Here is a 23,315-nt window from a genome sequence, read left to right on the forward strand (position 1 = left end):
GGTCCCAGCCGCGCTTGTCACCGCTGATCAGGCACGAAGCCGGTGATCAGTGATTAGGCGGGAACGATGTTCTCCGCCTGCGGGCCCTTCTGGCCCTGCGTGACGTCGAAGTTCACCTTCTGGCCTTCCTGGAGCTCACGGAAGCCGGAGGTGGCGATGTTCGAGTAGTGGGCGAAGACGTCGGCGCCGCCGCCGTCCTGCTCAATGAAGCCGAAGCCCTTTTCCGAGTTGAACCACTTCACGGTGCCAGTAGCCATGTCAAATCTCCTTCGGGGTAAAAACCCGGGGAATACACACTGTGCGTATCCCACGTCGCGCGATGATGACCCCGTCCGGGAGAAAAGCACCGGAAATACAAAAGAAAAGTGCGCCCAACGGATCCGAATGTGACGAATCCGAGGAGAGCACTTGTAAGTCTTTTCGGGAACCACAACTGCAACTACGAATAACCGTAGCATGCCGCGAGCATTTCGGCACGGCGAGTATTCGAGCCCGCATCTCGTGGCGGAGTGCCGGGAGTGCAGGCCGGAATGTACCCACGTGATCAAGAAGGCAACCGTCCTCGGCACGACGACTTTGCCGACAGGCCGTCGGACGCGGCCGGCGGACGGGCCGAGGGGGCCGCCGGACGGGCCGAGGGGGCCGCCGGACGGACTGAAGGCGCAAGGGACTTCAGCCCGTCCGGCGTCGCGGACCAACCGGCGCCGCGGACCAGCCGGCGCTGCGGACCAGCCGGCGCTGCGGCCCGCCCGTCCGGCGCTGCGGACCAGCCGGCGTCGCGGCCCGCCCGGCATTGCGGACCAGCCGCGTCGGTCCAGCCGTGGTCGACCCGCTCCGCTCAGCCCAGCCGCGTCAGCTTCGCGCCGAAGCCCGGTTCGGCCAGTTCCGACTGGAGCGCCACCGGCGCCGAGACCTTCCCGGGGCCCGTCCCGACGGTCACCTCGCCGACCACGTCCCCCGCCTTGCCCGTGTGCGGCACCGCCTTGCCCGCCGCCGCGCCGAGCGCCAGGTCCACCTTCAGACCCGGCCAGCCCACCGCCTTGAGCTCCTTCGTCGCGACGACCGGCGTGTGTCCGCCGAGCCCGTCGTCCACGTACCCGACGACCTCGCCCTTCTTGACCACCACAGCCGAGGTGACGACCTCCTGCGCCTTCTTGATCAGCTTCAGACTGTCGAAGATCGCCTTGTCGAGCTTCTCGTTGAGGATCTTCCCGGTGGTCTGGTTCATCACCGAGCCGATGATCCGGCGCGGCTTGCCGTCGATGATCGTGCTCGCCGTGAACAGGAGATTGCCGCCCGCCGGGGTGGTCGAGCCCGTCTTGATGCCGTTCACACCCGGCTGGAGCAGGATCTTGTTGTTGTTGTAGATCTTGCCCGGCAGGCCCGGGATCTCGACCTCGGGCATGTCGACGATCTTGCGGAAGATGTCGTTCTCCATCACCGCGCGACCGAGCTTGATCTGGTCGACCGGGGTGCTCACGGTGCCCTTGTCGAACCCGCTGGAGTCGGTGTACTTGGTGTTGGTCATGCCGAGGTCCTTGGCGGCGGCGTTCATCTTCTCAAGGAACTTCTCCTCGGAACCCGCGTCCCAACGACCCAGCAGCCGCGCCACGTTGTTGCCCGACGGGATCATGAGCATCATCAGCATCTGGCGCTGCGTGTACTCCTGATCCTTCTTGATCTGCGCGGTCGACTCGTCGCCCTTCTTGCCGTCGTCCTCGGCCGCCTGGTCGACGGTGATCTTCGGGCCGGTCTCCTTGCCCGTGATCGGGTGGTCCTTGAGGATCACGTACGCCGTCATGGCCTTCGCCATGCTCGCGATCGGCGCGGGCTTCTGGGCGCCCTCGGTGCCCATGCTGCCGACGCCCTCGACCTCGATCGCCGACTGGCCCTCGCCGGGCCACGGCATCTCGGTCCTGCCACCCTCGAAGGTGTACGAGGGCGTCGCGCTCAGCGCCAGCTGCGTGTCCGGCAGCGGGCGCACGAACTGCACCACCGCGAAGACGACCAGCACCAGCAGGACCAGCGGCGTCCAGATCTTGAACCGGCGCACGGTCGTCCGTACCGGCGTCTCCGGCGGTGCGGGCTTGTTCGTGAGCTCGGCGAGCAGGTCGAGCGGGGGCTTCGGCGGCAGCGGCTGCTGCTTGGTCCGCTCGGCCTCGGGGAGGCCGGAACCGGCCGCTGCGGCAGGCGCCGGCTGCGGCCCGGCGGCCCACGCGGGCCGACCCTGCTGAGCGGGCTGGGCACCGGACTGGGCCTCGGACCGGCCGGGCTTCCGGGGCGGGCCGGACGGCCGTACGCCGTCGGGCTTCAGCGGTACGAAGGTGCTGGTCCGCTCGGTGTCCGACTCGGGCCGGTCGGCCTTGGAACCGGCCGATTTCTTGGGCTGCTCGGCTCCCTTGGACTCCTTGGACTCCTTGGACGGCAGTTTCAGCATCGCCGTCGGCTGGTCGGTCCGAGGCGCCGAACGCGGCATGGACCTGAAGACGGCGGTGGCCTGATCCACACCCTTGCCGTCGTCGGAGCCGTCGGAGCCGTCGGCCTCGCTGGGCTCGTCGCCCTCGCCGGACTCGCCGGACCCGTCCGAGTCGTCGTCGGCGGCGGCGTCGCTGGAGGCGTCGGCGTCCGCCGCCTCGTCCGGGGCCTTCGCGGCGCCCGTCGCCGCAGCAGCCGCACTCCCCGGCCCGTCGGAGCCGTCGGAGCCTTCCGAGTCGTCGGCGGGCTCGTCCAGGCCCTGCGCGTCGCCCTTCGGGGCAGCCGGAGTCCCGTCGGAATCGTCGGCGGAAACGGACTTGTCGTCCGAGTCGGACTCGTCGGAGGCGTCAGGGGCGCCGACGGGCTCGTCCGGGCTCGTTGCGTCGCCCTTCGCCGCGGCCGGAGCCTCGGCGCCGTCCGCGGGAACGGGCTCGTCGTCCGAGTCGGACGAGTCGGGCTCGTCGTCCGTGGCCTCTTCGGAGTCGGAGTCGTCGGAGGAACGGCCCTTCCCGCCACCGTCCGCGCCCGCCGCACCCGCCACCGTCTCCGGCGCGGCCTTTGCGTCGGTGTCGGCACCGGATTCCGCTTCCGCGTTCGCATTCGCGTCCGTTGCCGCGGCCGCGTCGGGCTCCTCCTCCGTCGCCACCCAGGCCGCCACCGCCGCACGCAGCCGTGAGTCCTCCGCCACCGGGGCGTCGTCGGTCGCCTCTTCCGGCTCGGGTTCAGTCTCGGGTTCCGACTCGGGCTCGGGTTCCGGTTCCGGCTTCTCGGACGCGGGTTCCGCATCCGCTTCCGCGTGCGTGTCCGCAGCGGGTTCCTCTTCGGGCTCCGTGTCGGCCGATTCGTGCATGACCTCTTCGGATTCGGCGTCCTCTGCCGCCGGTTCCGGCTCCGCGACCGACGCCGCCGCTTCCTGCGTCCTCTCGCGGAATACCGCGAGACGGGGATCGCTCTCGCGACTCGCCGTCTCCCCCGACGACTTCCGCTGCTCCGACTTGCCGGGGGACTCGCCCGCCACCGATGCCTCCTCAACGCAAAAAAGGTCGTAGCGGGGGACTCCCCCGCCTGTCCGATCCATGGACCAGTGTCCCGCTACGGGACCCGCACCCACGTGCTAGACGAGAACGACATACCTACTGGTTCCCGTAGAAAGCACCCAGGCGCTCTCGACAGATGAATGTGAGAGGGGTCACCCTGTCACTCATCCACGCGGGGAGGCATGGATGGGCAGGAGCCGCAGAACAATTCCGGAGGAGCTTCTGTTGCTCGCTCTGGACCCGGCAACGGGTACCACAGCGCAGCCGCAGTCGCTCGACCTCGGCCTGGCCGGGGCACAGCTAGTGGAGCTGGCTCTGGCAGGACGGATAGCCCCTGACGGGGATCGTATCGCCGTGGTGATGCCACGGCCGACCGGAGATCCGACACTGGACTCCGCACTGGAACTGCTGCGCCGACGCGGCAGCCCGGTTCGGGCGGTCCACTGGATTGGCGGGCCCCGACTGGGGCTGCGCCAGATCTATCTCGCGCACCTGGAGCGGTGCGGCATGGTGCATGCCGTATCGGGTCAGATGTGCGGGGTACTGCCGACGACTCGCTACCAGGCGACCGACACGGCAATCAGCCGGGACATCCGTGCCCGGCTGGACAGTGCGATCCGCACCGGCGTACCGCCGGATCCGCGGACCGCGGCGCTCGCCGCGCTGGCCCACGCAGTCGGGCTCGGCAAGCACCTGTATCCCGGCAACGAGGGCCGGTCGTCCAGGTCCCGTCTCCGGGACCTGATTCGGCACGACCCCATGGGCGGACTCGTGGCACACGCCGTGATGGACGTCCAGAACGGCGTGGCCGCTCAGCCGCGCCGTGCAGCACCCGGCCCATCCGCAGCTCCGGGCACCCCGGGCGGCGGCGGTGGCGGGGTACGCCAGTCCGCATCGGCATCCGTGTCCGCGCAGCCGCACCGCGGCAGCATGGCCCGGGCCGCAGCGCACTGACCCAACGAGGAACCCGTACGACCAGCACCATCAGCACACCCCAGCACCATCAGCACGAGCACGACCAGCACGAGTGAGCCGCCGCGCCGACGTCCCCAAAGACCCGGTTCGGGAGCCGCAACAATCGCGCGGGGCAGTGGACCGGCCGTCCGGACGAGGGCCGGGCCACCGCCCCGCGCGTCACTCGTGCACCAGTTACTCGTACGTCTTCACGAAGCGACCGCGCCCGTACGGATGCGTACCCGTCGCACCACCCTGTGTGGCCATTCGCCAGCGCGGCCGGGCCAGTTGGTGGCACTCTGCTGAAAAGTAGACAAGCGCAGCACGCAGCCGGAGGTGCAGTTCCCGTGGCGTCCCCCAACATCAATCCCACCGTCAGGCGACGCCGATTGGGCCAGGAGCTGCGTCGGCTCCGCGAGACCAAGGGCCTCACCGCCGAGGGCGTGGCCGAGAAGCTGCTGGTCTCGCAGTCCAAGATCAGCCGGCTGGAGAACGGCCGCCGCAGCATCAGTCCGCGTGACGTCCGAGACCTGTGCGGGGTGTACGAGGTGGAGGATCCGCGGGTCGTCGAGTCGCTGATGCAAATGGCCAAGGACTCGCGCCAGCAGGGCTGGTGGCACGCCTTCGGCGACATCCCGTACAGCGTGTACATCGGCCTGGAGACCGACGCCGAGAGCCTGCGCGTGTACGAACCGCAGGTCGTGCCCGGACTGCTGCAGACCCCGCAGTACGCGGAGGCGGTCATCTCCGGCGCCCTGCCCGAGAGCACTCCCGAGGAGTGGGCGAAGCGCGTCGGCGTCCGGCTGCGCCGGCAGGAACGAATCACCACGGCCCCCGCGGCGCTGCGGCTGTGGGCGGTGGTCGACGAGGCGGCGCTGCGGAGGATGGTCGGTGACCGGCACCTGATGCTGGCGCAACTGGAGCATCTCCAGGCGCTGGCCCGGCTGCCCCACGTCACGGTGCAGGTGCTGCCGTTCAAGGCGGGCGCGCACACGGGTCTCAGCGGGCACTACGCGATCCTGGAGTTCCCTGAGACGACCGACTCCAGCGTGGTCTACATCGAGGGCGTGACGAGCGACCTCTATCTGGAGAAGACCGCCGACGTGCAGAAGTACACGGTGATGTACGAACACCTGCGGGCGAAGGCGCTGAGCGCGGAGGAGTCGCAGGAGTACATCGACGACATCGCGAAGGGGTACGCCGCGACCTAGAGACGACCTGGAGCGGCGACCCGGGCGACCCGCCCCGGCGACCTGCCTCGGGGTCGCGCACAGTACACCGTCCCGCTGGAGCAGTGGAAGACCCACCAGGTATATGCCATCCGGTCGAGTGAACACACCCTGTGCACAAGGGAGTTCCGGCGTAGCGTCGATCACGCCAAGCAAGACCGTTGGCACCTCACAGTGAACGACGAACGACTGGTGGAGGCTGAACGAACATGGCAATTCTCAAGGGCGCGACGGCCGAGTGGACGAAGTCCTCGTACTCCGGTGGCAACGGGGCGTGCGTGGAGGTGAAGTCCCCTGCGGTTCAGGCCATTGACGTACGGGACTCGAAGGCCCCCGAAGGTCCTTCGATCTCCTTCGCCCCCGGCGTGTGGACGTCGTTCATCTCCGAGGTCGGCCAGGGGTCCCTCAACCGCGGTTAAGCCCCACGCTGCACCGCGAAGAGCACGACGCATGTGAGCCCTCTCGACTGGTCCGCCGTCCTGGCCGAGGGGGCTCCTCGCACAGCATCTCCCTTTCCTCACACCCGAGCTGGTCGACTCACCCGAGCTGGTCGACTCACCCGAGCTGGTCGACTCACCTGAGTTGGTCGACGTACCGGTCCGTCCCCACGACCGTCGGTACGAACGGCGCCACCAGCTCCACCCGCCCGAGCCCCGCCCCGGCGACCGCCTCCCCGAGCCCGCCGAAGCGCTCCTCCCACCGCTCGCGCGGGTCCTCCTCCAGGAACCACAGCAGGGTCAGCCGGGTGTCGACGCCCTCGACCTGCTTGACGTACGTCATCCGGTCCCCGGGCAGCGGTGTCGGCCGGAAGACGGTGACCATGGCCTCGGCCGAACCCTTCAGCCGCTCCGGCAGGTGCTCGTCGCGCAGCCACTCCAGCAACTCCCGCCGCTGCCCGGCGTCCTGGGCGTCGACGACCTCCAGCACGAGCCCCTGGTAGGGGTGGTCGAGGGCGTGGAAGTCGCGCGGCCCTAAATCCCCGTCCCGGTAGACCGTCGCCTCGTGGTCCTGGAAGGCGGTGAAGACGTGGGTACGGGCCTGGTGGACGCGGTGGTCGCGGTTGAGGCGCTTGTTGATGGCGACGGTCCACTTCATGTGGTCGTCGTAGCGGCCCTCGGTGATCCAGTACGTGGTGAGGTAGCACCCGGCGGTGACGGGGTCCGCGACCGCCGACTCGGCGGGTCGGCGCAGGAGTTGGAGGTCGCGGGTGGCGACCCAACGGCGTCCCGCGTACATCCAGGGCATCGCCATCGCGCCCGCCATGAAGTGGTCGTCCTCGTACCAGCGGTTGTACGCGTACTCCTGGCCCGGGTGCGGCTCCACCATGGTGATCAGCGCGTGGCCGGGGCGCACCCCGTAAGGACCGACCGCCGCCAGTTCCGCGTACGTCTCGCTCCGGGTCTCCTCGCTCATCCCTGCCCCTTCCAAGTGGCCTGTGACAGACCTACTCTGACGGGCCGTCAGGAATTCGGCCAGAGTCCGGAGGCAACCAGGTGAGCAGCAGTCACAGCAATCGCGGCGATCTCCTCGGGGGAAAGACCGTCGTCGTGTCCGGCGTCGGCGCGGGACTCGGCCACCAGGTCGCCGCCGCCGTGGTCCGCGACGGCGGCAACGCGGTGCTCGGCGCCCGCACCGAGGGCCGTCTCGCCAAGTCCGCCGCCGAGATCGACCCGGACGGCGGGCACACGGCCTGGCTGCCCACCGACATCACCGACGAGCGCAGCTGTGCCCGCCTCGCGGCGCACGCGGTGCAGCGCTTCGGCCGGATCGACGCGGTCGTCCACGTCGCCGCGTACGACACCTCTTTCGGCGGTCTGGAGTCCGCCGACTTCACCGAGTGGCAGCGGGTCCTGGACGTCAATCTGCTGGGCACCCTGCGGATGACCCGGGCCTGTCTGCCCGCCCTGAAGGAGCGCGGCGGCTCTGTCGTGATCATCGGAACCCAGTCGGCGGTGGCGGCTCCCACCGAGGTGGAGCAGGCGGCGTACGCGGCGTCCAAGGGGGCGCTGACCTCGGCGTCGTACTCCCTCGCCCGCGAGTTGGGGCCGCACCGGATCAGGGTCAACACGGTCCTTCCGGGGTGGATGTGGGGTCCGCCGGTGCAGGGGTACGTGGCGTACGCGGCCCAGTCGGAGGGCGTGCCGGAGGCGGAGGTGCTGGCGCGGCTGACGTCACGGATGGCACTGCCGGAACTGGCGACGGACGGGGATGTCGCGGACGCGGTCGTCTTCTTCGCGTCGGACCGGGCACGGGCGATCACCGGGCAGCAGTTGCTGGTGAACGCGGGGGAACTGATGCGGTGAGGAGGCCTTGCGGAGGCAGGGGTGCGGCCTCGGGGTGAGCGGCGTCGAGGGCGGGGCGGCGTCGAGGGCGGGGCGGCGTCGGGGGGCCGCCCCCTTGCCCACCCGTCCCGCCCCCCCGGGGGGCGGCCCCGCTGCCCAAGGGAGCTAGGGGAGACCGTCAGGGGCGCGAGGAACTGCGCGACCAGCCACGACGCACCCGCGCGAAGACCACCCGCCGGACGCGACGCACCCGCGCGAACACCACCCGCCCGCAGGATTCACCCCCGGGGATACCGTGCCAGCCAGCCCGGCGCGCTGGCCGTGGGTCCGTGCAGGGCCGGGCCCTGGGTCATCTCCATCGCGAAGTCGTCGGCGAGCTGGAGGACGGTGGGCCGGCCCTCCAGTTCCGCGAGCCACCCCGGCGGCAGCGCCGTCTCGCCGTGCATCGCGCCCAGCAGCGCCCCGCACAGTGCGCCGGTGGTGGCGGACGCCCCGCCGTGGTTGACGGCGAGCCGCAGCCCGTGCCGGACGTCCTCGCCGACGAGCGCGCAGTACACGGCGACCGCGAGGGCCCCTTCGGGCGTCCGTCCGTCCCCGAGCGCCTCCACCCGCTCGGCTGCCGGCATGCCCTGCCGTACGCCGCCGAGCGCCGCCTGGAGCGCGTCGGTGACGCTCTGGTGGCCGGGACGGGCGGCGAGCTGGGCCAGCGCCCGCTGCACCGAACCGTCGAGGCTCTCGCCCCTGGCGAGACCGTGCACGACGACGGCGAGCGCGCCCGAGGCGAGGCAGGAGGAGGGGTGGCCGTGGGTCTGGGCGGCGCATTCGACGGCGAGCTGGAAGACGAGCTGCGGCTCCCAGCCGACGAGCAGCCCGAAGGGGGCCGAGCGGACGACGGCCCCGGGGTCGGTGGCGTCCGGGTTCCTGGGGTGTTCGAGGGTGCCCATGCCGGGGTCGCGGAGGCCGCTGAGGCTGGCCCTGCTGGGCGATCTCCTGGCGTACAGCCATTCCTCGCGCGCCAGCCAGCCGTCTTCGGCACGGCGTTCGTCGGGGCCCCAGTCGTGCTGGGTGGCGGCCCATCGCAGGTAGGCGCGGTGCACGTCGGTGGGCGGGTGCCAGGCGCCGGTGTCCCGGCGGACCTGGGCGCGTATCAGGCCGTCGACGGTGAACAGGGTGAGCTGGGTGGCGGCGGTGACGGTGCCGCGTCCGGCCCCCTGTGCGGTGCCGGGCACGGAGCCTCCTGGCACGGGCAGCAGGTCGAGGACTCCGGCGGGCCCGTGGGCCTCGCGTATCGCTGCGAGCGGGAGGGCGTCGACGGCGGCACCGAGGGTGTCGCCGATCGCCCCGCCCAGCAGGGCGCCGCGCACCCGGCTGCGGAAGTCCTGCTGCTCGGCGCGGCCCCAGACGCCGGTCGCGGCGGCGGTGGCGGCTGTACTGCTGCTCATGGCGCGCCACAGTAGTTGATCGGCTTGCGGCTTTTCAGGTCCAGAAAAGCCGCAAGCCGGTCAGTTCCGTGCAGTTGGGTGTGTGAGGTTGGCCCGCCGGATCAGTCGCTGATCGGGATCTGCCCGTTCGCCGGAGCGGCCTGCTCCGGGACCCCGGCCCCGGTGCCGGTCCCAGCCCCGGTCCCTGCCCCGGTCCTTGCCCCGGTGTCCTGGGCGCCCTTCTGTGCGATCCCCTTCAGCAGGGCGGCCAGGTCGACTCCGGTCGTGGAGCTGAGGAGTTCCATGCCCTGGGCGACGTTGTCGGTGACCGTGCGGGAGAGCTGCGAGGCGCCGTCCGTGGAGATCACCGTCATCTTGCCGATGGCGCTGAGCGGCTCGGACGCCTTGGCGACGACCTGCGGCAGTGCCTCGACCAGCATCTGGATGACGGCCGCGTCCCCGTACTGGGCGAACGCGTCGGCCTTCTTCTGCATGGCCTCGGCCTCCGCCGCACCCTTCGCGGCGATCGCGGCGGCCTCGGACTCGCCCTCGATGCGTACGGCCGCTGCGAGCGCGGCACGGTGCAGCTTCTCGCCCTCGCCGGTGAGGCGGGACCGCTCGGCGTCCGCCTCGGCCTGCTTGACCAGCGCCACCTTCCGCGCCTCGGCCTCCTGCTCGGCCTGGTAGCGGGCGGCGTCGGCGGGCTTGCGGACCTTGGTGTCGAGCTCGCGGTCGGTCAGGGCGGCCTGCCGCTGGGCGACCTTCTCCTGCTCGGAGAGGACTTCCTGCTGACGCGCCGCCTCGGCGAGCGGTCCGGCCGCGTTGGCCTTGGCCGCGGCGGCTTCCGTCTCGACCCGGATCTCGGCCTGCTTGAGGTAGTACGTCCGCTCCGCGACCGCGATCTCCTCGGCCGCCTTGAGCCTGGCCTGCTCCGAGGCCCGCTTGGCGATGGCCTCGGCGATGTCGGCCTCCTGGCGGGCGCGGGCGGCCTCGGGCCGGCCCAGGTCCTCCAGGTAGGAGCCCTCGGTGGTGATGTCGTGGATCTGGAACGCGTCGAGGACCAGTCCCTGCCCGGAGAGGCTGGCCTCGGCCTCCTCCGCGACCTGACCCGCGAACGCGGCCCGGTCCCGGATGATGTCCTCGACCGACATCCGGCCGACGATGGCGCGCAGCGCGCCGGACAGCACTTCCTGGGTGAAGCCGACGATGGAGCCCTGCTGCTGCAGGAAGCGCTGCGAGGCGGCCCGGATGGCGTCCTCGTTGCCGCCGACCTTGACGATGGCGACGCCTTCGAGGTTGGCCTTGACCCCGCGCAGGGTGACCGCACCGCGCACGGCGATCGGGATCTGCCGGCTGGACAGGTCGAGCGTGGACTTCTGCTGGACGAACGGGACGACGAAGACGCCGCCGCCGACCACGACCTTCTGGCCGCTGTTGTCGGTGCTGATCCGGCCGGTGACCGGGTCGGTGGACTTCTTGCCGCGCCGCCCGGTGATGATGAACGCCTCGCTGGGCCCCGCGACCTTGTAGCGCGAGACGACGACGAGGGCGAGCAGGACGAGGAGTACGACGACTCCGACGACCGCGATGACGACTGGACTCATGGGTGTTCCCCCGATGTGGGTGGTGCGTTACGTAAAGAGCAAGGGGCGACCGTCGGCGCTCAAGGCCTGGCCTTCGGCGCTCACGGCACGACCGTCGGCGTGCGGGACGCGACCTTCAGCGCTCGACGGGGCGTACGGACAAGGACGTTGAGGAGAGGCTCGCCTCGACCCACACGTCCGCACCCCGCGCCACCGGTACCGCGCTCTTCGCCGCGTACTTCACCGGTTGTCCGCCGAGGTGGACGAGCACTTCGCCGTACCCCTCGGCGGGGATGGCCGTGACCACGGAGCCCGGGGTCCCGACGAGGTCCTCGCCGCGTGGTGTCGCGTCCGTCTGGTCCCGCATGAGTACCCGCGTGAACCTCAGGGTCAGCCAGGCCGCGACCAGCCCGGCGACGATGCCCACCCCCGTGGCGGCACCGGCGCCGAGCCCGGTCGTACCCAGCGTGATCGCCCCGCCGAAGCCGAGCATCGCCGTGAATCCGGCGACGACCGGCAGCGAGAGCAATCCGTCGAACAGCCCCGACAGTGCGGAGAATCCGCCGAACAGACCCTCCAGCAGCCCGTCGAAGATCAGCGCGAGGAGCAGCAGCACCAGTCCCGCGATGCCGAGACCGAGAAACATGGTCATGCCCGCCCCTTCCCCCGTGAACGCCGATCCACCGACTTCACCGACTTGCCTGAACCTTCGCACACGGCACTGACATTCGACATTGCCCGATCCCGGCAATCTTTACGCGTTCTTGATGCCGGACGGGCGGACAGCAAAGGGGCGCCGACGCACCAGCGACGACGCCCCTGCGTGCCCGTTCGGTTCCGGGTCAGTCCCCCAACACCGGGAGCAGTTCCGGAAGATGGCCGTCCGAGGCGTGGGCGGCGGCCATCCGCTCCTCGGGCACCTCGCCGTACAGCGTCGTACGCGGCCGGGAAGGCCGTCCGGCGGCGTCCGCGATGGCGATCAGGTCCTGGATGGAGCGGTACGAGCCGTAGCTCGATCCGGCCATCCGCGAAATGGTCTCCTCCATCAGCGTCCCGCCGAGGTCGTTCGCCCCCGAGCGCAGCATCTCCGCCGCGCCCTCGGCGCCCAGCTTCACCCAGCTCGTCTGGATGTTGGTGATGTGCGGGTGCAGGAGGAGCCGGGCCATGGCGGTGACGGCCCGGTTGTCGCGGACCGTCGGGCCGGGGCGCGCGATGCCCGCCAGGTAGACGGGTGCGTTGGTGTGGATGAACGGCAGCGTCACGAACTCCGTGAAACCGCGCGTCTCCTGCTGGATCCGCGCAAGCGTCCGCAGGTGCCCGAGCCAGTGCCGCGGCTGGTCCACGTGCCCGTACATCATCGTGGACGACGACCGCAGCCCCACCTCGTGGGCCGTCTTGACGACCTCGATCCACTCGGCGGTCGGCAGCTTCCCCTTCGTGAGGATCCACCGCACCTCGTCGTCGAGGATCTCGGCGGCCGTGCCCGGGATCGACCCGAGTCCGGCCTCCTTGGCGGCGGTCAGCCACTCCCTGAACGAAAGCCCGGTCCTGGTGGCCCCGTTGACGACCTCCATCGGCGAGAAGGCGTGCACGTGCATGTCCGGAACGCGCTCCCGCACCGCCCGCGCGATGTCGAAGTAGGCCGTGCCGGGCAGGTCCGGGTGGATGCCGCCCTGCATGCAGACCTCCACCGCGCCCACGTCCCACGCCTGCGCGGCGCGGTCGGCGACCTGGTCGAGGGAGAGGGTGTACGCGTCGGCGTCCGTACGGCGCTGGGCGAAGGCGCAGAAGCGGCAGCCGGTGTAGCAGACGTTGGTGAAGTTGATGTTCCTGGTGACGATGTACGTGACGTCGTCGCCGACCACGTCACGGCGCAGGGTGTCCGCGATCCGGCACAGCGCGTCGAGCGCGGGCCCGTCCGCGTGCAGCAGCGTCAGTGCCTGGGCGTCCGTCAGCTTGGTGGGGTCGTCGGCGGCCTGGGACAGCGCGGCCTTCACCTCGCCGTCGACGCGGCTGATGTCGCCGTTGATCTGGGAGGGCACCATGCCGGGTGCCGCCGCCTCGCGCAGCGCCTCCCAGTCGCCGTAGACGGCGTCGAAGTCGTTGCGCCGGTCGCCGGTGCGGCCCTCGGTGTCGATGGTGTGGTGCAGATCGGTGCGCCCGCTCGCGGTGAACGCCTCGTCCGGTTCCTGCCACGGCAGGCCCGTCGGCCGTACGTCCTCCTTCGCCATCCCCGTCTTTGGGTCGGCCAGCGCGGAGACGTGCGGGATCAGCCGGGGGTCGAGCCAGGGCTCGCCGCGCTGGATGAACTCCGGGTAGATGGTGAGCCGTTCACGCAGCGCGAAGCCCGAATCGGCGGTCCGCGCGGCCAGCTGGTCGATGTGCGGCCAGGGGCGCTCGGGGTTCACGTGGTCGGGGGTCAGCGGCGACACCCCGCCCCAGTCGTCGATGCCCGCGCCGATGATCAGCGCGTACTCGTCGTCGACGAGGTTCGGCGGCGCCTGGATGCGGGCGCCCGGGCCGAGGATGTGCCGGGCGACGGCGATGGTCGCGGCCAGCTCCTCCAGCTCCGCGTCCGGCATCCTGCCCATCGCGGTGTCGGGCTTGGCCCGGAAGTTCTGGACGATGACTTCTTGGATGCCGTGGTACGCCCGCGCCGTCTTGCGCAGTGCGAAGAGGGAGTCGGCGCGCTCCTCGAAGTTCTCGCCGATGCCGATCAGGATGCCGGTGGTGAAGGGGACGTTGGAGCGCCCCGCGTCCTGAAGGGCGCGCAGCCGTACGGCGGGCTCCTTGTCGGGCGATCCGTGGTGCGGGCCGCCGGGCTCGCTCCACAGCCGGGTCGCCGTCGTCTCCAGCATCATGCCCATCGAGGGCGCGACGGGCTTGAGCCGCTGGAGCTCGGTCCAGGTCATGACCCCGGGGTTGAGGTGGGGCAGCAGCCCGGTCTCCTCCAGCACCCGGATCGCCATGGCCCGTACGTACGCCAGGGTGTCGTCGTACCCCTCGGCCTCCAGCCACTCACGCGCCTCGGGCCACCGGTCCTCGGGCCGGTCGCCGAGCGTGAACAGGGCTTCCTTGCAGCCCATTTCCGCCCCGGCACGGGCGATGTCGAGGACCTCGTCCGGCGACAGGAACATCCCGTGCCCGGCCCGGCGCAGCTTGCCGGGGACGGTGACGAAGGTGCAGTAGTGGCACTTGTCGCGGCACAGCCGGGTCAGCGGGATGAAGACCTTCTTGGAGTACGTGATGACGCCGGGCCGCCCCACGGCCTCAAGTCCCGCGTCCCGTACGCGCGCTGCGGAGGCGCACAGATCGGTGAGGTTCGCGCCGCGCGCCTGGAGGAGCACGGCGGCCTCGGTGACGTCGAGGGCGACACCGTCACGGGCCCGTTTGAGGGCCCGGCGCATGGCGTTCTCCGTCGGACCTTGGCTGGTGGGCTGCGCTGCGGAGCTGGTCATCCCCCGAGGATACGTTCGATGGGCACGTGACGTTCGGGGTGCGGGGGCGTTAGACGCAGCACACCCCCGACTCCACAGGAGCCCTGTCATGTTGCGTCGTTTCGCGGCCGTCACCCTCCCGCTGCTCGCCGTTCTGGGCACGGCGGCGCCCGCCCAGGCCGTGCCTTCCGGCGGCGGGGACCACCTCACCCTCACCGTGACCGACTCGGGCTCCCCCGGGACGGACGGCACGTACGAGCTGTACTGCCACCCGACGGGCGGCACCCACCCCGACGCCTCGCGTGCCTGCGACAGGCTCGACGAGGTGACGGTGTGGGGCAGGGACCCGTTCGCGCCGGTGCCGCCGGACGCGATCTGCACGGACCAGTACGGCGGCCCGGCGCGGGCCCGGGTCACCGGGGTGTGGGCGGGGCGGCCGGTGGATGCGTCGTACCGGCGGACCGACGGGTGTGAGATCTCGCGTTGGGACGCGATGCGGCCGTTCCTGCCGGTGACGAGCTCCGGGATGCCGCTCGTGTATCGGGACGCGCTGCCGGTGTGAGGGTGCGGGTCGAGGGTGGCTGGTCGCCCGGTTCCCCGCGCCCCTGACGCGGCTCGTCAGAGGTAGGTCGCGTATGCGTCCAGGGTGCGGAGGACCTCTGCCTCGCCCGCCGGTGGCAGTTGCAGCACCACTTCTTCGATGCCGAGTCCCGCGTAGTGCTCCAGCTTGCCGGGGCTCGGCAGGACCGCGTACGGCACCACTTGCAGTTGCTTGGGGTCGCGGCCGGCCGCCTCCCACACCTCCCGCAGCACCGGGATCGACTCCCCGAGACCGCGCCCGCCGATCGGCATCCACCCGTCCGCGTACGCGGCGATGTCCGCGAAGAGCTTCGGCCCGGCGGCTCCGCCGACCAGGACGCGCGGTGCTCCGCCGCCCGGCTTCGGATGTGCCTCACTCGCCCGTACGGACCCGAACTCGCCCTCGTACGCGGCGGGTTCGGCGCTCCAGAGCGCGCGCATCAGCCCCATCCGGTCCCGCCCGAGGTCCCGGCGCGTGCGCCACTCCACACCGTGGTCGGCCGCCTCCTCCTTGTTCCACCCGAAGCCGAGCCCGAGCGTGAACCGCCCGCCGGAGAGGTGGTCGAGCGTCGCCACCTGTTTGGCGAGGTCGATCGGGTCGTGCTGTGCGATCAGGGTGATCCCGGTGCCGAGCCCCAGCCGCTGCGTCACCGCCGAAGCCTGCCCCAGCGCCACGAACGGGTCGAGCGTCCGCCCGTACTCGCGCGGCAGCGCCCCGCCCGCCGGGTAGGCGGTCTCCCGGCCGACCGGGATGTGCGTGTGCTCGGGCAGGTAAAGACCGGCGAAGCCGCGCCGCTCCAGCTCCTGTGCGATCCGTACCGGCGTGATCGTCTCGTCGGTCAGGAAGATCGTGGCCGAGATCCGCATGCAAACTCCTTCGTCGGGAACCTGGTAGCCGCCACACGCTACGGCGTACGGTGCCGAAAGCCGAGAGTCCGAGTGGACCCGGCCCTCACGGGGAAGGGCGCATCACCATGCGCATGAACATCAGGACCACCACCACATTCCTCCTGGCGGGCACCCTCTTCCTGGGCGCGCCCGCTCTGTCGCTGTCCTCGGCCGCAGCCGCCCCCCGCGCCACGACGACTGCCGTCGTCACATCCGGGCAGGCACAGACACAGCCACAACCACAGACACAAACGCAGTCGCAGGCATCCAAGGCCCAGGTGGCCGATTCCAGGCCCAAGCCCAAGAAGAAGAAAAAGAAGAAGTCGAAGGGCATCGGCCTGATCATCGGCCTCGTGCTCGGCCTCGTCGCGCTGATCGTCGTGGTGCTCGTCATCCTCTATCTGGTGCGCCGCAACCGCCGCGCCACCTGAGCCTGCCACCCTCGTCCCCCATGACGGAGCCGCAGGAGCACACCACCAGACGCGCCCTGTTCACGGCGGGCGCGGCAGCAGCCCTCACCCTCACCTCGGTGAGCTTCGCCCGGGCCGCGGACGGCGACGACAAGGACCCCCTGACCCGCACCGTCCGCGGCACGCTCCCTCCCGGCGCCCCCGACTTCGTCCATCTCCCCGTCGAAGTCCCGCGCGGGATCCGGCAGTTGCACGTCTCGTACTCCTACGAGCGCCCGCCCGCCCCTCCGGGCACCCTGGGCAACGCCCTCGACATCGGCGTCTTCGACGAGCGCGGCACCGCACTGGGCGGCCGTGGATTCCGGGGCTGGTCGGGCGGCGCCCGCAGCGAGTTCTTCCTGCGCGGCGACGACGCGACCCCGGGCTATCTGCCGGGCCCGGTCCGCCCCGGCACCTGGCACATCGCACTGGCCCCGTACACGGTGGCCCCGCAGGGCCTCCCGTACGAAGTCACCATCACGCTCACCCCCGGGCCGACCGCACCCACACCCCGCCCGGTGTATCCGCCCGCGCGTGCGGCGGGCCGGGGGCGGTCCTGGTACCGGGGCGACTGCCACCTGCACTCCGTCCACTCGGACGGCAGACGCACCCCGGCCGAGATCGCCGCCCTCGCCCGCGCCGCGGGGCTGGACTTCCTCACCACCACCGAGCACAACACCCCTTCCTCGCACGCCCGTTGGGAGGGCCTGTGGGGCGACGACCTGCTGATCCTCACCGGCGAGGAGCTGACCACCCGCAACGGTCACGTGCTCGCCGTCGGCACGGATCCCGGCACCCACACGGACTGGCGCTACCGGGCCAGGGACAACAGGTTCGGCCGGTTCGCGCGGGAGATCCGCCGGGCGGGCGGCCTGGTGGTCCCGGCGCATCCGCATGCCAACTGCCTTGGCTGCGGCTGGCAGTTCGGGTTCGCGGAGGCGGACGCGGTGGAGGTGTGGAACGGCCCGTACACCCCGGACGACGAGGTGTCCCTGCAGTCCTGGGACAAGTCCCTCGTCCAGCAGGCCCGTTGGACTCCGGCGATGGGCAACAGCGACGCGCACCGCGACCCCGACAGGATCGGCCACCCGCAGACCGTGGTCCTGGCCGACGCGCTGTCCCGCGACGCGATCCTCGCCGGAATCCGCGCGGGCCGTTCCTACGTGGCGGAGTCGTCCGCCCTCTCCCTCACCCTGACCGCCGCCGACGCCCGGGGCCGCACCGCCACCCTGGGCGGGCGCCTCTCGGCGCCGGCCGACTCCGCCGTCACCGTGCGCCTGGCGGTGTCGGGCGCGGCCCCGGGCTGCACGACCCACCTCGTCACCGACCAGGGCACCGTACGCACCGGACCCGCCACCGGTGTCGAGTGGTCGACCAGCCCTTCGTACGCCGCCTACGTCCGTGCGGAGGTCCGCCACCCTGCGACCGTCCCGGGGCTCCCGGGCCCGCTGGCAGCCTTCACCAACCCGGTGTTCCTGCGGACGGCCGCATAGCGGGAGGGGTCAGCCCTCGACGACCAGCGCCGGGGTGTCCTTCCTCAGCACCTCGCCACGGAAGAACGCCGGGCTGCGGCGCTGCATCACCAGCATGATCACGAAGCCGACCAGCAGCAGTCCGACCCCGATCACGAACACCGAGCCGACGCCGAGGACTGACGAGCCGCTGCCGTACGCCGGGTCCCACATGTCGTACAGCGTCTTCGCGAAGACGGCGGCAAGCAGGACCCCGCCCAGGACCGGGAAGATCCCCTTGAAGAAGGCGTCGCGCACGGTCCTCGTCAGTTCGCGCCGGAAGTACCAGGCGCATGCGAACGAGGTGAGTGCGTAGTAGAAGCAGATCATGAGGCCGAGCGCGTAGATCGTGTCGACCAGGACGTGCTCGCTGACCAGGGTCATCACCGTGTAGAAGACACCGGTGGCGACGCCCGCCATGACCGTCGCGCGGCCGGGGCTCTTGAAGCGCGGGTGAACGCGGGCGTAGGAGGCGGGCAGGGCCTCGTACGCGGACATCGCGAGCACGGTCCGCGCGACCGGGATGAACGTGGTCTGGAGGCTCGCGGTCGCGGAGGCCAGGACGGCGACGAAGAGCAGGATGCCGAGGACGGGGCCCATCACGGGCCCGGCGAGGGCGGCGAAGACGTTGTCGGAGGTGTCGGGGTTTCCGAGCCCGAGCCCCTTCTCGCCCGATCCGACGGCCATCTGTGCGGCGACGGCGGTGGCCAGGTACGAGCCGACCAGCACGACCATCGCGATGAGGGCGGCCCGGCCGGGCGTCTTCTCGCTGCCGGTGGTCTCCTCGTTGGCGGTCAGGCAGGCGTCCCAGCCCCAGTACATGAAGATCGACAGGGAGAGCCCGGCGGTGAAGGCGGCGAAGGAGCCCACCGAGAAGGGGTTGAACCAGGACCAGGAGAAGTCGACGCCGCCCGCGAACCCGGGAGCGGCGCTGTCCGCCCTGCTGAACGCCATCACGACGAACAGCACGAGGACGACGAGCTGGAGGCCGACGAGGGCGTACTGCACGCCCTTGGTGGCCGTCATCCCCCGGTAGCTGACCAGCGTCGCGAGGGCGATGAGGGCGAGGCAGGTGAGGATGTGGACGGGTTTGTCGTCCGCGAGCCGGGCGACCTGGTCGCTGCCGGTGAACTCGCCCGCGAGGAGCCAGAAGTACGAGGTGGCGACGCCCGCCAGGTTGGACAGCACGATGATCGTGGCCACCACCAGACCCCAGCCGCACATCCAGCCCACCCGGGGGCCGAACGCCTTCACGGTCCAGGTGAAGGAGGTGCCGCAGTCCGGCATGACCTTGTTGAGCTCCCGGTAGGCGAAGGCCACGAGGAGCATCGGCAGGAACCCGGCGAGGAAGATCGCGGGCATCTGGAGGCCGACCTCGCCGGCGGTGGAGCCGAGGGTGGAAGTCAGGCAGTAGACGGGGGCGACGGTGGAGATGCCGATGACGGCGCTGCCGAGGAGGCCGACGGAGTTGCCGCCGAGGCCCTTGCTGCGCACGCCGTCGCCGGCAGGCTGTGGGAGAGCTGCCCCCTCGGGGACGCCCCTTACCGGGTCTCCGGCCTGCGGCTTCGTTTCCACCTGAGTCATGAACAGGACGTTAAGTCCTGCGGTTTCCACATCCGGAAGTCGAAAGTCCGTTACAAGATCCTTGAGTTGGAGGGGACAAACCCCTCAATGATCAAGGATCTACAGGCGAATGGGGAGCACACGCCTTGTGAATACCGAGAAAGGCGAGCTCTCTCTACTATGCGAAAACCGCAGGTCCGCCCGCTTTGTCCCAGTTCCAAATTTTCCCGCCCGTCCTCACCCTCCCTTCGCCCCTCACCCCCTTCGCCCCTCGCTCCCTCGCCCGCCTCGGCGCAGGGCCCCTCACCCCGGCCAGACCACCGCCTGCACCTCGCTGTACGCGTGCAGCGCGTACGAGCCCACGTCGCGCCCCACCCCGCTGCGCTTGAAGCCGCCGAAGGGCGCCTCCATGTTGCGGCCGATGGTGTTGATGCCGACGCCCCCCGCGCGGAGCCTGCGGGCGACGCGGAAGGCGCGGGCGACGTCGCCCGACCACACGTAGTCCAGCAACCCGTAGTCGCTGTCGTTGGCCAGCGCGATGCCCTCCTCCTCGTCGTCGAAGGGGACGACCACGACGACGGGCCCGAAGATCTCCTCGCGGACGATCCGCATGTCGTGGGTGCAGTCGGCGAAGAGGGTGGGCGCGGCGTAGAAGCCCCGCTCGATCGCCGGGCGCACTCCGCCCGCCACCAGCCTCGCCCCCTCCTTCTTCCCCAGCTCGACGTACGACTCGACGCGGTCGCGGTGCGCGGCGGAGATGAGCGGGCCGACGACGGTGCCGGGCGCGGTCGGATCGCCGATCTTCAGATACCCGATATAAGCAGCAAGCTTCTCCAACAGGGCCTGATACACGCCCCGTTGGACCACGGCCCGGGTCGGCGCCGTACAGATCTGCCCGCTGTAGAAGGAGAAGGTCGTCCCGATCCCCAGCACCGCCGAGTCCAGGTCCGCGTCGTCGAAGACGAGGGCTGCGCCCTTCCCGCCCAGTTCCATGAGCTGCCGCTTCATGGACCGGCCGCAGACCTCCGCGATGCGCTGCCCGACCTGCGTACTGCCGGTGAAGCTGACCATGTCGACGGACGGGGAGTCGACGGCCGCCTCGCCCACCCCCACCGCCGTGCCGTTGACGACATTGACGACACCGGGCGGAATGCCCGCCTCCATCAGCGCCTCGGCCATCTTGAACACGGACAGCGGGTCCTGCGGCGCGGGCTTCACGACCACCGTGTTGCCCATGGCGAGGGCGGGTGCGATCTTGCCCGCCGGGTTGGCCCAGGGGTTGTTGTACGAGGTGATGCAGGTGACGACCCCGACCGGCTGGCGCACTTCGAGCGCCCCGAAGACGCCCGCCTTCCCCATCGGTCCCGCCTCGTTGATCTGCGGCGGAATCGCGGTCTCCGTGGGCTCCGTCGCCCCTTTCGCGTACCGCCGGAAGCGCGCCTCGCCGACGGCGACCTGCATGCCGCGCGCGGTGCCGGTGGTGGCACCGGTCTCGGCCTGGGCGAGCCGCGCGTACGAGGCCGACTCGCGCCGGATGACGTCGGCCGCCCGGTCCAGGACGGCGGCCCGCTCCTCCGGTTTCGTACGGGACCAGGAGGCGAAGGCGGCACGGGCGGCGTCGGCGGCTTCGTGCACCTGGTCCGTGCTCGCCTCGGGCGCGAGACCGACGACCTCCTCGCTGGCGGGATTGATCACCTCATAGTGCCCGCCCGCAGGCGCGACCCACTCCCCCCCGATCAACAACCGCTGCGCCACGCCCACTTGACGGCTCCCTTCGTGACTCCCTGCACGGCTCACCTGGTGGCCACCGTCCTGGTGTCGCGCCCGGAACGCAGCACGGTCCCGGGTACCGCGCCCGTCACCCGGTCGTCCCGGATCGTCTCGACCCCGTTGACCCGGACGCTCACGATCCCGATCGCCTTCGAATCGAGCCGCGGGCTGTCCCCCGGCAGGTCGTGCACGAGCGTGGCGGGCCCCGCGTCGATCCGCTCGGGGTCGAAGAGCACCAGGTCCGCGTGGAACCCCTCCTCGATGCGCCCCCGCTCCCGCAGCCCGAAGAGCTGGGCGGGGTCGTCGGTCAGCATCTTCACGGCCTGTTCCACCGGCATCAGCTTCCGCCCGCGCAGGCAGTCGCCGAGGAAGCGGGTCGTGTACGGGGCTCCGCACATGCGGTCCAGATGGGCCCCGGCGTCGGACCCGCCCAGCATGACGTCCTCGTGCTCCCAGGTCTCGCGGCGCAGCGCCCAGGAGTCGGGGTCGTTGTCGGTGGGCATCGGCCACAGCACCGTCCGCAACTCGTCCTTCGCGCAGATCTCCACCAGACACCGGAAGGGGTCCTGACCACGCTCGGCGGCGATGTCGTTGACGACCCGGCCGCTCACGCCCGCCCGCCGGTTCTCCTCGCTGTACGTGTCCCCGATGACGTACCGCCCGAAGTCGGCGAGCCGCCGGAACACCCCGGCCTCCTTGGATTCCGCCCGGCGCAGCATCTCGGCCCGTACGTCGGGATCCCGGAGCTTCGCGATCCGTTCCGGCACGGGAAGGGAGAGGATCTCCCCCCACCCCGGGATGAGATTGAGCGCGCAGAAGGTTCCCAGCGACATGTTCATGGGGGTGAGGATCGGCATCGTCAGCGCGACGATCCGGCCGCCGGCCTTGCGGGCCCGCTCGCTGGGTAGGAGCTGGCGCGGCACGCGCTCGGGTACGGCGGAATCGATGGTCAGCACGTTCCAGTTGAGAGGCCGCCCGGCCGTCGCGCTCATCTCGACGAACAGCTCGATCTCGTCGTCCTCGAACTGATCGAGACAGCCCGCGACGATGGCTTCGATCTGAGTGCCCTCGTGCTCCCCCACCGCCTTGCTGAGCGCGAGCAGTTCCGCCGGGCGGGCGTGCCGCGAGGCGACCGGCTTGCCGTCGCCGTCGGAGTGCGTGGAGGACTGCGTGGTGGAGAACCCCCAGGCCCCCGCCTCCATCGCCCCCTTCAACAACCCGACAATCGCGTCGAGTTCAGCGGCGGTGGGCTGCCGGCCGGTCACGGCGTCCGCGCCCATCACGTACCGGCGCAGCGCACAATGCCCCACCATGAAACCGGCGTTGACGGCGATCCGCCCCTCCAGGGCGTCCAGATACTCGGCGAAGGACGACCAGGACCACTCCACCCCCTCCTCCAGCGCGGCCAGCGCCATCCCCTCGACCTTGGACATCATGCGACGCGTGTAGTCGGCGTCCTCGGGCCGGTCGGGGTGCAGCGGGGCGAGGGTGAAACCGCAGTTGCCGCCCGCGACGGTGGTCACCCCGTGGTTGAGGGAGGGAGTCGCATACGGGTCCCAGAACAGCTGGGCGTCGTAGTGGGTGTGCGGGTCGACGAAACCGGGCGCGAGAACGAGCCCGGTGGCGTCCTCCTCACTGCGGGCCCGCTCCTTCAGCGTCCCGGGAGCGGCGACGACAGCGATACGCCCGTCCCGGATGCCGACATCGGCAACCCGCGAGGGACCACCGGTGCCGTCCACGAGGGTCGCGTTACGGATGAGGTGGTCGAGCATGGGGGTCCTTTCGGGGGTGAGTACGTGGGGCTGGCGGGGGCACATCCGGCTTGCTTGCCTGGCAACTTCAGCCCGTCCGGACAACTTCAGCCCGACGGGGCGCTTTCAGCCCGTCCGGCGTTTGAGGACGCGCGGCGCAGCCGTGCACCGGGCGCAGCCCGGGACGCCTGCCCCCACCGGTGCGAGCCGTGAACCGCCTTTGCCCCGCGGCGAGCGGTTGAGGTGGAGGGGCGGGGAGGGGCCATCTCCGCGAAGCGGCCCACCGGCCCGCACGGTCCCCCGGGGAGGGTGGCGGGAGCGGGCGCAAGCCGGAGCGAGGGGGGCGGCTTCGCGCGGGGGCCGCCCCATGCCCACCCGTCCCGCCC

General features: G+C 71.0%; 18 protein-coding genes. 7 read left to right on the forward strand and 11 right to left on the reverse strand.

Annotated features, from left to right (window positions below; all coding sequences use genetic code 11):
• Window positions 1-53 precede the first annotated feature (53 nt).
• Window positions 54-257 (reverse strand): cold-shock protein, encoded by a 204-nt coding sequence (locus ACWGIG_RS20320; protein WP_189825182.1) that lies wholly within the window; start codon window positions 255-257, stop codon window positions 54-56.
• Window positions 258-838: 581 nt separating this feature from the next.
• A complete protein-coding gene (locus ACWGIG_RS20325) occupies window positions 839-3,493 on the reverse strand; it encodes a D-alanyl-D-alanine carboxypeptidase family protein (RefSeq protein WP_453323021.1) in 2,655 nt (884 codons plus the stop codon).
• A gap of 205 nt (window positions 3,494-3,698) precedes the next feature.
• On the opposite strand from ACWGIG_RS20325, the gene ACWGIG_RS20330 reads away from it, so the two are divergent.
• The 3 genes from ACWGIG_RS20330 (at window position 3,699) to ACWGIG_RS20340 (ending at window position 6,114) form a co-directional block, all read left to right on the forward strand.
• Complete coding sequence (locus ACWGIG_RS20330; protein ID WP_453323022.1) at window positions 3,699-4,466, forward strand: GOLPH3/VPS74 family protein; 768 nt, start codon at window positions 3,699-3,701, stop codon at window positions 4,464-4,466.
• A 347-nt stretch (window positions 4,467-4,813) separates the two neighbouring features.
• Window positions 4,814-5,677 (forward strand): helix-turn-helix domain-containing protein, encoded by an 864-nt coding sequence (locus ACWGIG_RS20335; RefSeq protein ID WP_453323023.1) that lies wholly within the window; start codon window positions 4,814-4,816, stop codon window positions 5,675-5,677.
• 227 nt (window positions 5,678-5,904) lie between these two features.
• Window positions 5,905-6,114 carry a DUF397 domain-containing protein gene (locus ACWGIG_RS20340; RefSeq protein WP_453323024.1) on the forward strand — a complete coding sequence of 70 codons (210 nt, stop codon included), beginning with the start codon at window positions 5,905-5,907 and terminating at the stop codon, window positions 6,112-6,114.
• Between the two features lie 154 nt (window positions 6,115-6,268).
• Here the strand turns inward: ACWGIG_RS20340 and ACWGIG_RS20345 are convergent, their stop codons facing one another.
• Complete coding sequence (locus tag ACWGIG_RS20345; protein WP_453323025.1) at window positions 6,269-7,108, reverse strand: hypothetical protein; 840 nt, start codon at window positions 7,106-7,108, stop codon at window positions 6,269-6,271.
• Between the two features lie 80 nt (window positions 7,109-7,188).
• Here ACWGIG_RS20345 and ACWGIG_RS20350 point away from each other — a divergent pair, with 80 nt between their 5' ends.
• Window positions 7,189-7,998 (forward strand): SDR family oxidoreductase, encoded by an 810-nt coding sequence (locus ACWGIG_RS20350; RefSeq protein WP_453323026.1) that lies wholly within the window; start codon window positions 7,189-7,191, stop codon window positions 7,996-7,998.
• Between the two features lie 257 nt (window positions 7,999-8,255).
• Here the strand turns inward: ACWGIG_RS20350 and ACWGIG_RS20355 are convergent, their stop codons facing one another.
• The 4 genes from ACWGIG_RS20355 to ACWGIG_RS20370 all read right to left on the reverse strand — a co-directional run bounded on the left by ACWGIG_RS20355 (window position 8,256) and on the right by ACWGIG_RS20370 (window position 14,439).
• Window positions 8,256-9,419, reverse strand: coding sequence for an ADP-ribosylglycohydrolase family protein (locus ACWGIG_RS20355; RefSeq protein ID WP_453323027.1), 1,164 nt, complete (start codon window positions 9,417-9,419; stop codon window positions 8,256-8,258).
• Window positions 9,420-9,520: 101 nt separating this feature from the next.
• Window positions 9,521-11,002, reverse strand: coding sequence for a flotillin family protein (locus tag ACWGIG_RS20360; protein WP_453323028.1), 1,482 nt, complete (start codon window positions 11,000-11,002; stop codon window positions 9,521-9,523).
• 115 nt (window positions 11,003-11,117) lie between these two features.
• Window positions 11,118-11,633: a hypothetical protein gene (locus tag ACWGIG_RS20365; RefSeq protein WP_453323029.1), complete on the reverse strand. Its 516-nt coding sequence runs from the start codon at window positions 11,631-11,633 to the stop codon at window positions 11,118-11,120.
• A gap of 190 nt (window positions 11,634-11,823) precedes the next feature.
• On the reverse strand, window positions 11,824-14,439 hold the full coding sequence (locus ACWGIG_RS20370) for a bifunctional FO biosynthesis protein CofGH (protein ID WP_453323030.1): 2,616 nt from the start codon (window positions 14,437-14,439) through the stop codon (window positions 11,824-11,826).
• A gap of 88 nt (window positions 14,440-14,527) precedes the next feature.
• On the opposite strand from ACWGIG_RS20370, the gene ACWGIG_RS20375 reads away from it, so the two are divergent.
• The gene (locus ACWGIG_RS20375) at window positions 14,528-14,980 is read left to right on the forward strand and encodes an SSI family serine proteinase inhibitor (RefSeq protein ID WP_453323031.1); all 453 of its coding nucleotides are present in this window, start codon (window positions 14,528-14,530) and stop codon (window positions 14,978-14,980) included.
• A gap of 56 nt (window positions 14,981-15,036) precedes the next feature.
• Here ACWGIG_RS20375 and ACWGIG_RS20380 read toward each other — a convergent pair whose 3' ends face one another.
• Window positions 15,037-15,864, reverse strand: a complete 828-nt coding sequence (locus tag ACWGIG_RS20380; RefSeq protein ID WP_453323032.1) for an LLM class F420-dependent oxidoreductase — start codon at window positions 15,862-15,864, stop codon at window positions 15,037-15,039.
• Window positions 15,865-15,977: 113 nt separating this feature from the next.
• Here ACWGIG_RS20380 and ACWGIG_RS20385 point away from each other — a divergent pair, with 113 nt between their 5' ends.
• Window positions 15,978-16,316 carry a hypothetical protein gene (locus ACWGIG_RS20385; protein ID WP_453323033.1) on the forward strand — a complete coding sequence of 113 codons (339 nt, stop codon included), beginning with the start codon at window positions 15,978-15,980 and terminating at the stop codon, window positions 16,314-16,316.
• A 20-nt stretch (window positions 16,317-16,336) separates the two neighbouring features.
• Window positions 16,337-17,827 carry a CehA/McbA family metallohydrolase gene (locus ACWGIG_RS20390; protein WP_453323034.1) on the forward strand — a complete coding sequence of 497 codons (1,491 nt, stop codon included), beginning with the start codon at window positions 16,337-16,339 and terminating at the stop codon, window positions 17,825-17,827.
• Window positions 17,828-17,836: 9 nt separating this feature from the next.
• On the opposite strand, the gene ACWGIG_RS20395 is transcribed toward ACWGIG_RS20390, so the two are convergent.
• From ACWGIG_RS20395 to ACWGIG_RS20405, 3 genes are all read right to left on the reverse strand, one after another.
• Complete coding sequence (locus ACWGIG_RS20395; RefSeq protein WP_453323035.1) at window positions 17,837-19,429, reverse strand: APC family permease; 1,593 nt, start codon at window positions 19,427-19,429, stop codon at window positions 17,837-17,839.
• A 282-nt stretch (window positions 19,430-19,711) separates the two neighbouring features.
• Window positions 19,712-21,169, reverse strand: a complete 1,458-nt coding sequence (locus ACWGIG_RS20400; RefSeq protein ID WP_453323036.1) for an aldehyde dehydrogenase family protein — start codon at window positions 21,167-21,169, stop codon at window positions 19,712-19,714.
• 32 nt (window positions 21,170-21,201) lie between these two features.
• A complete protein-coding gene (locus ACWGIG_RS20405; RefSeq protein WP_453323037.1) occupies window positions 21,202-22,950 on the reverse strand; it encodes an N-acyl-D-amino-acid deacylase family protein in 1,749 nt (582 codons plus the stop codon).
• Between the last annotated feature and the right edge of the window lie 365 nt (window positions 22,951-23,315).

This window comes from Streptomyces sp. NPDC054863 (genome assembly GCF_053610825.1).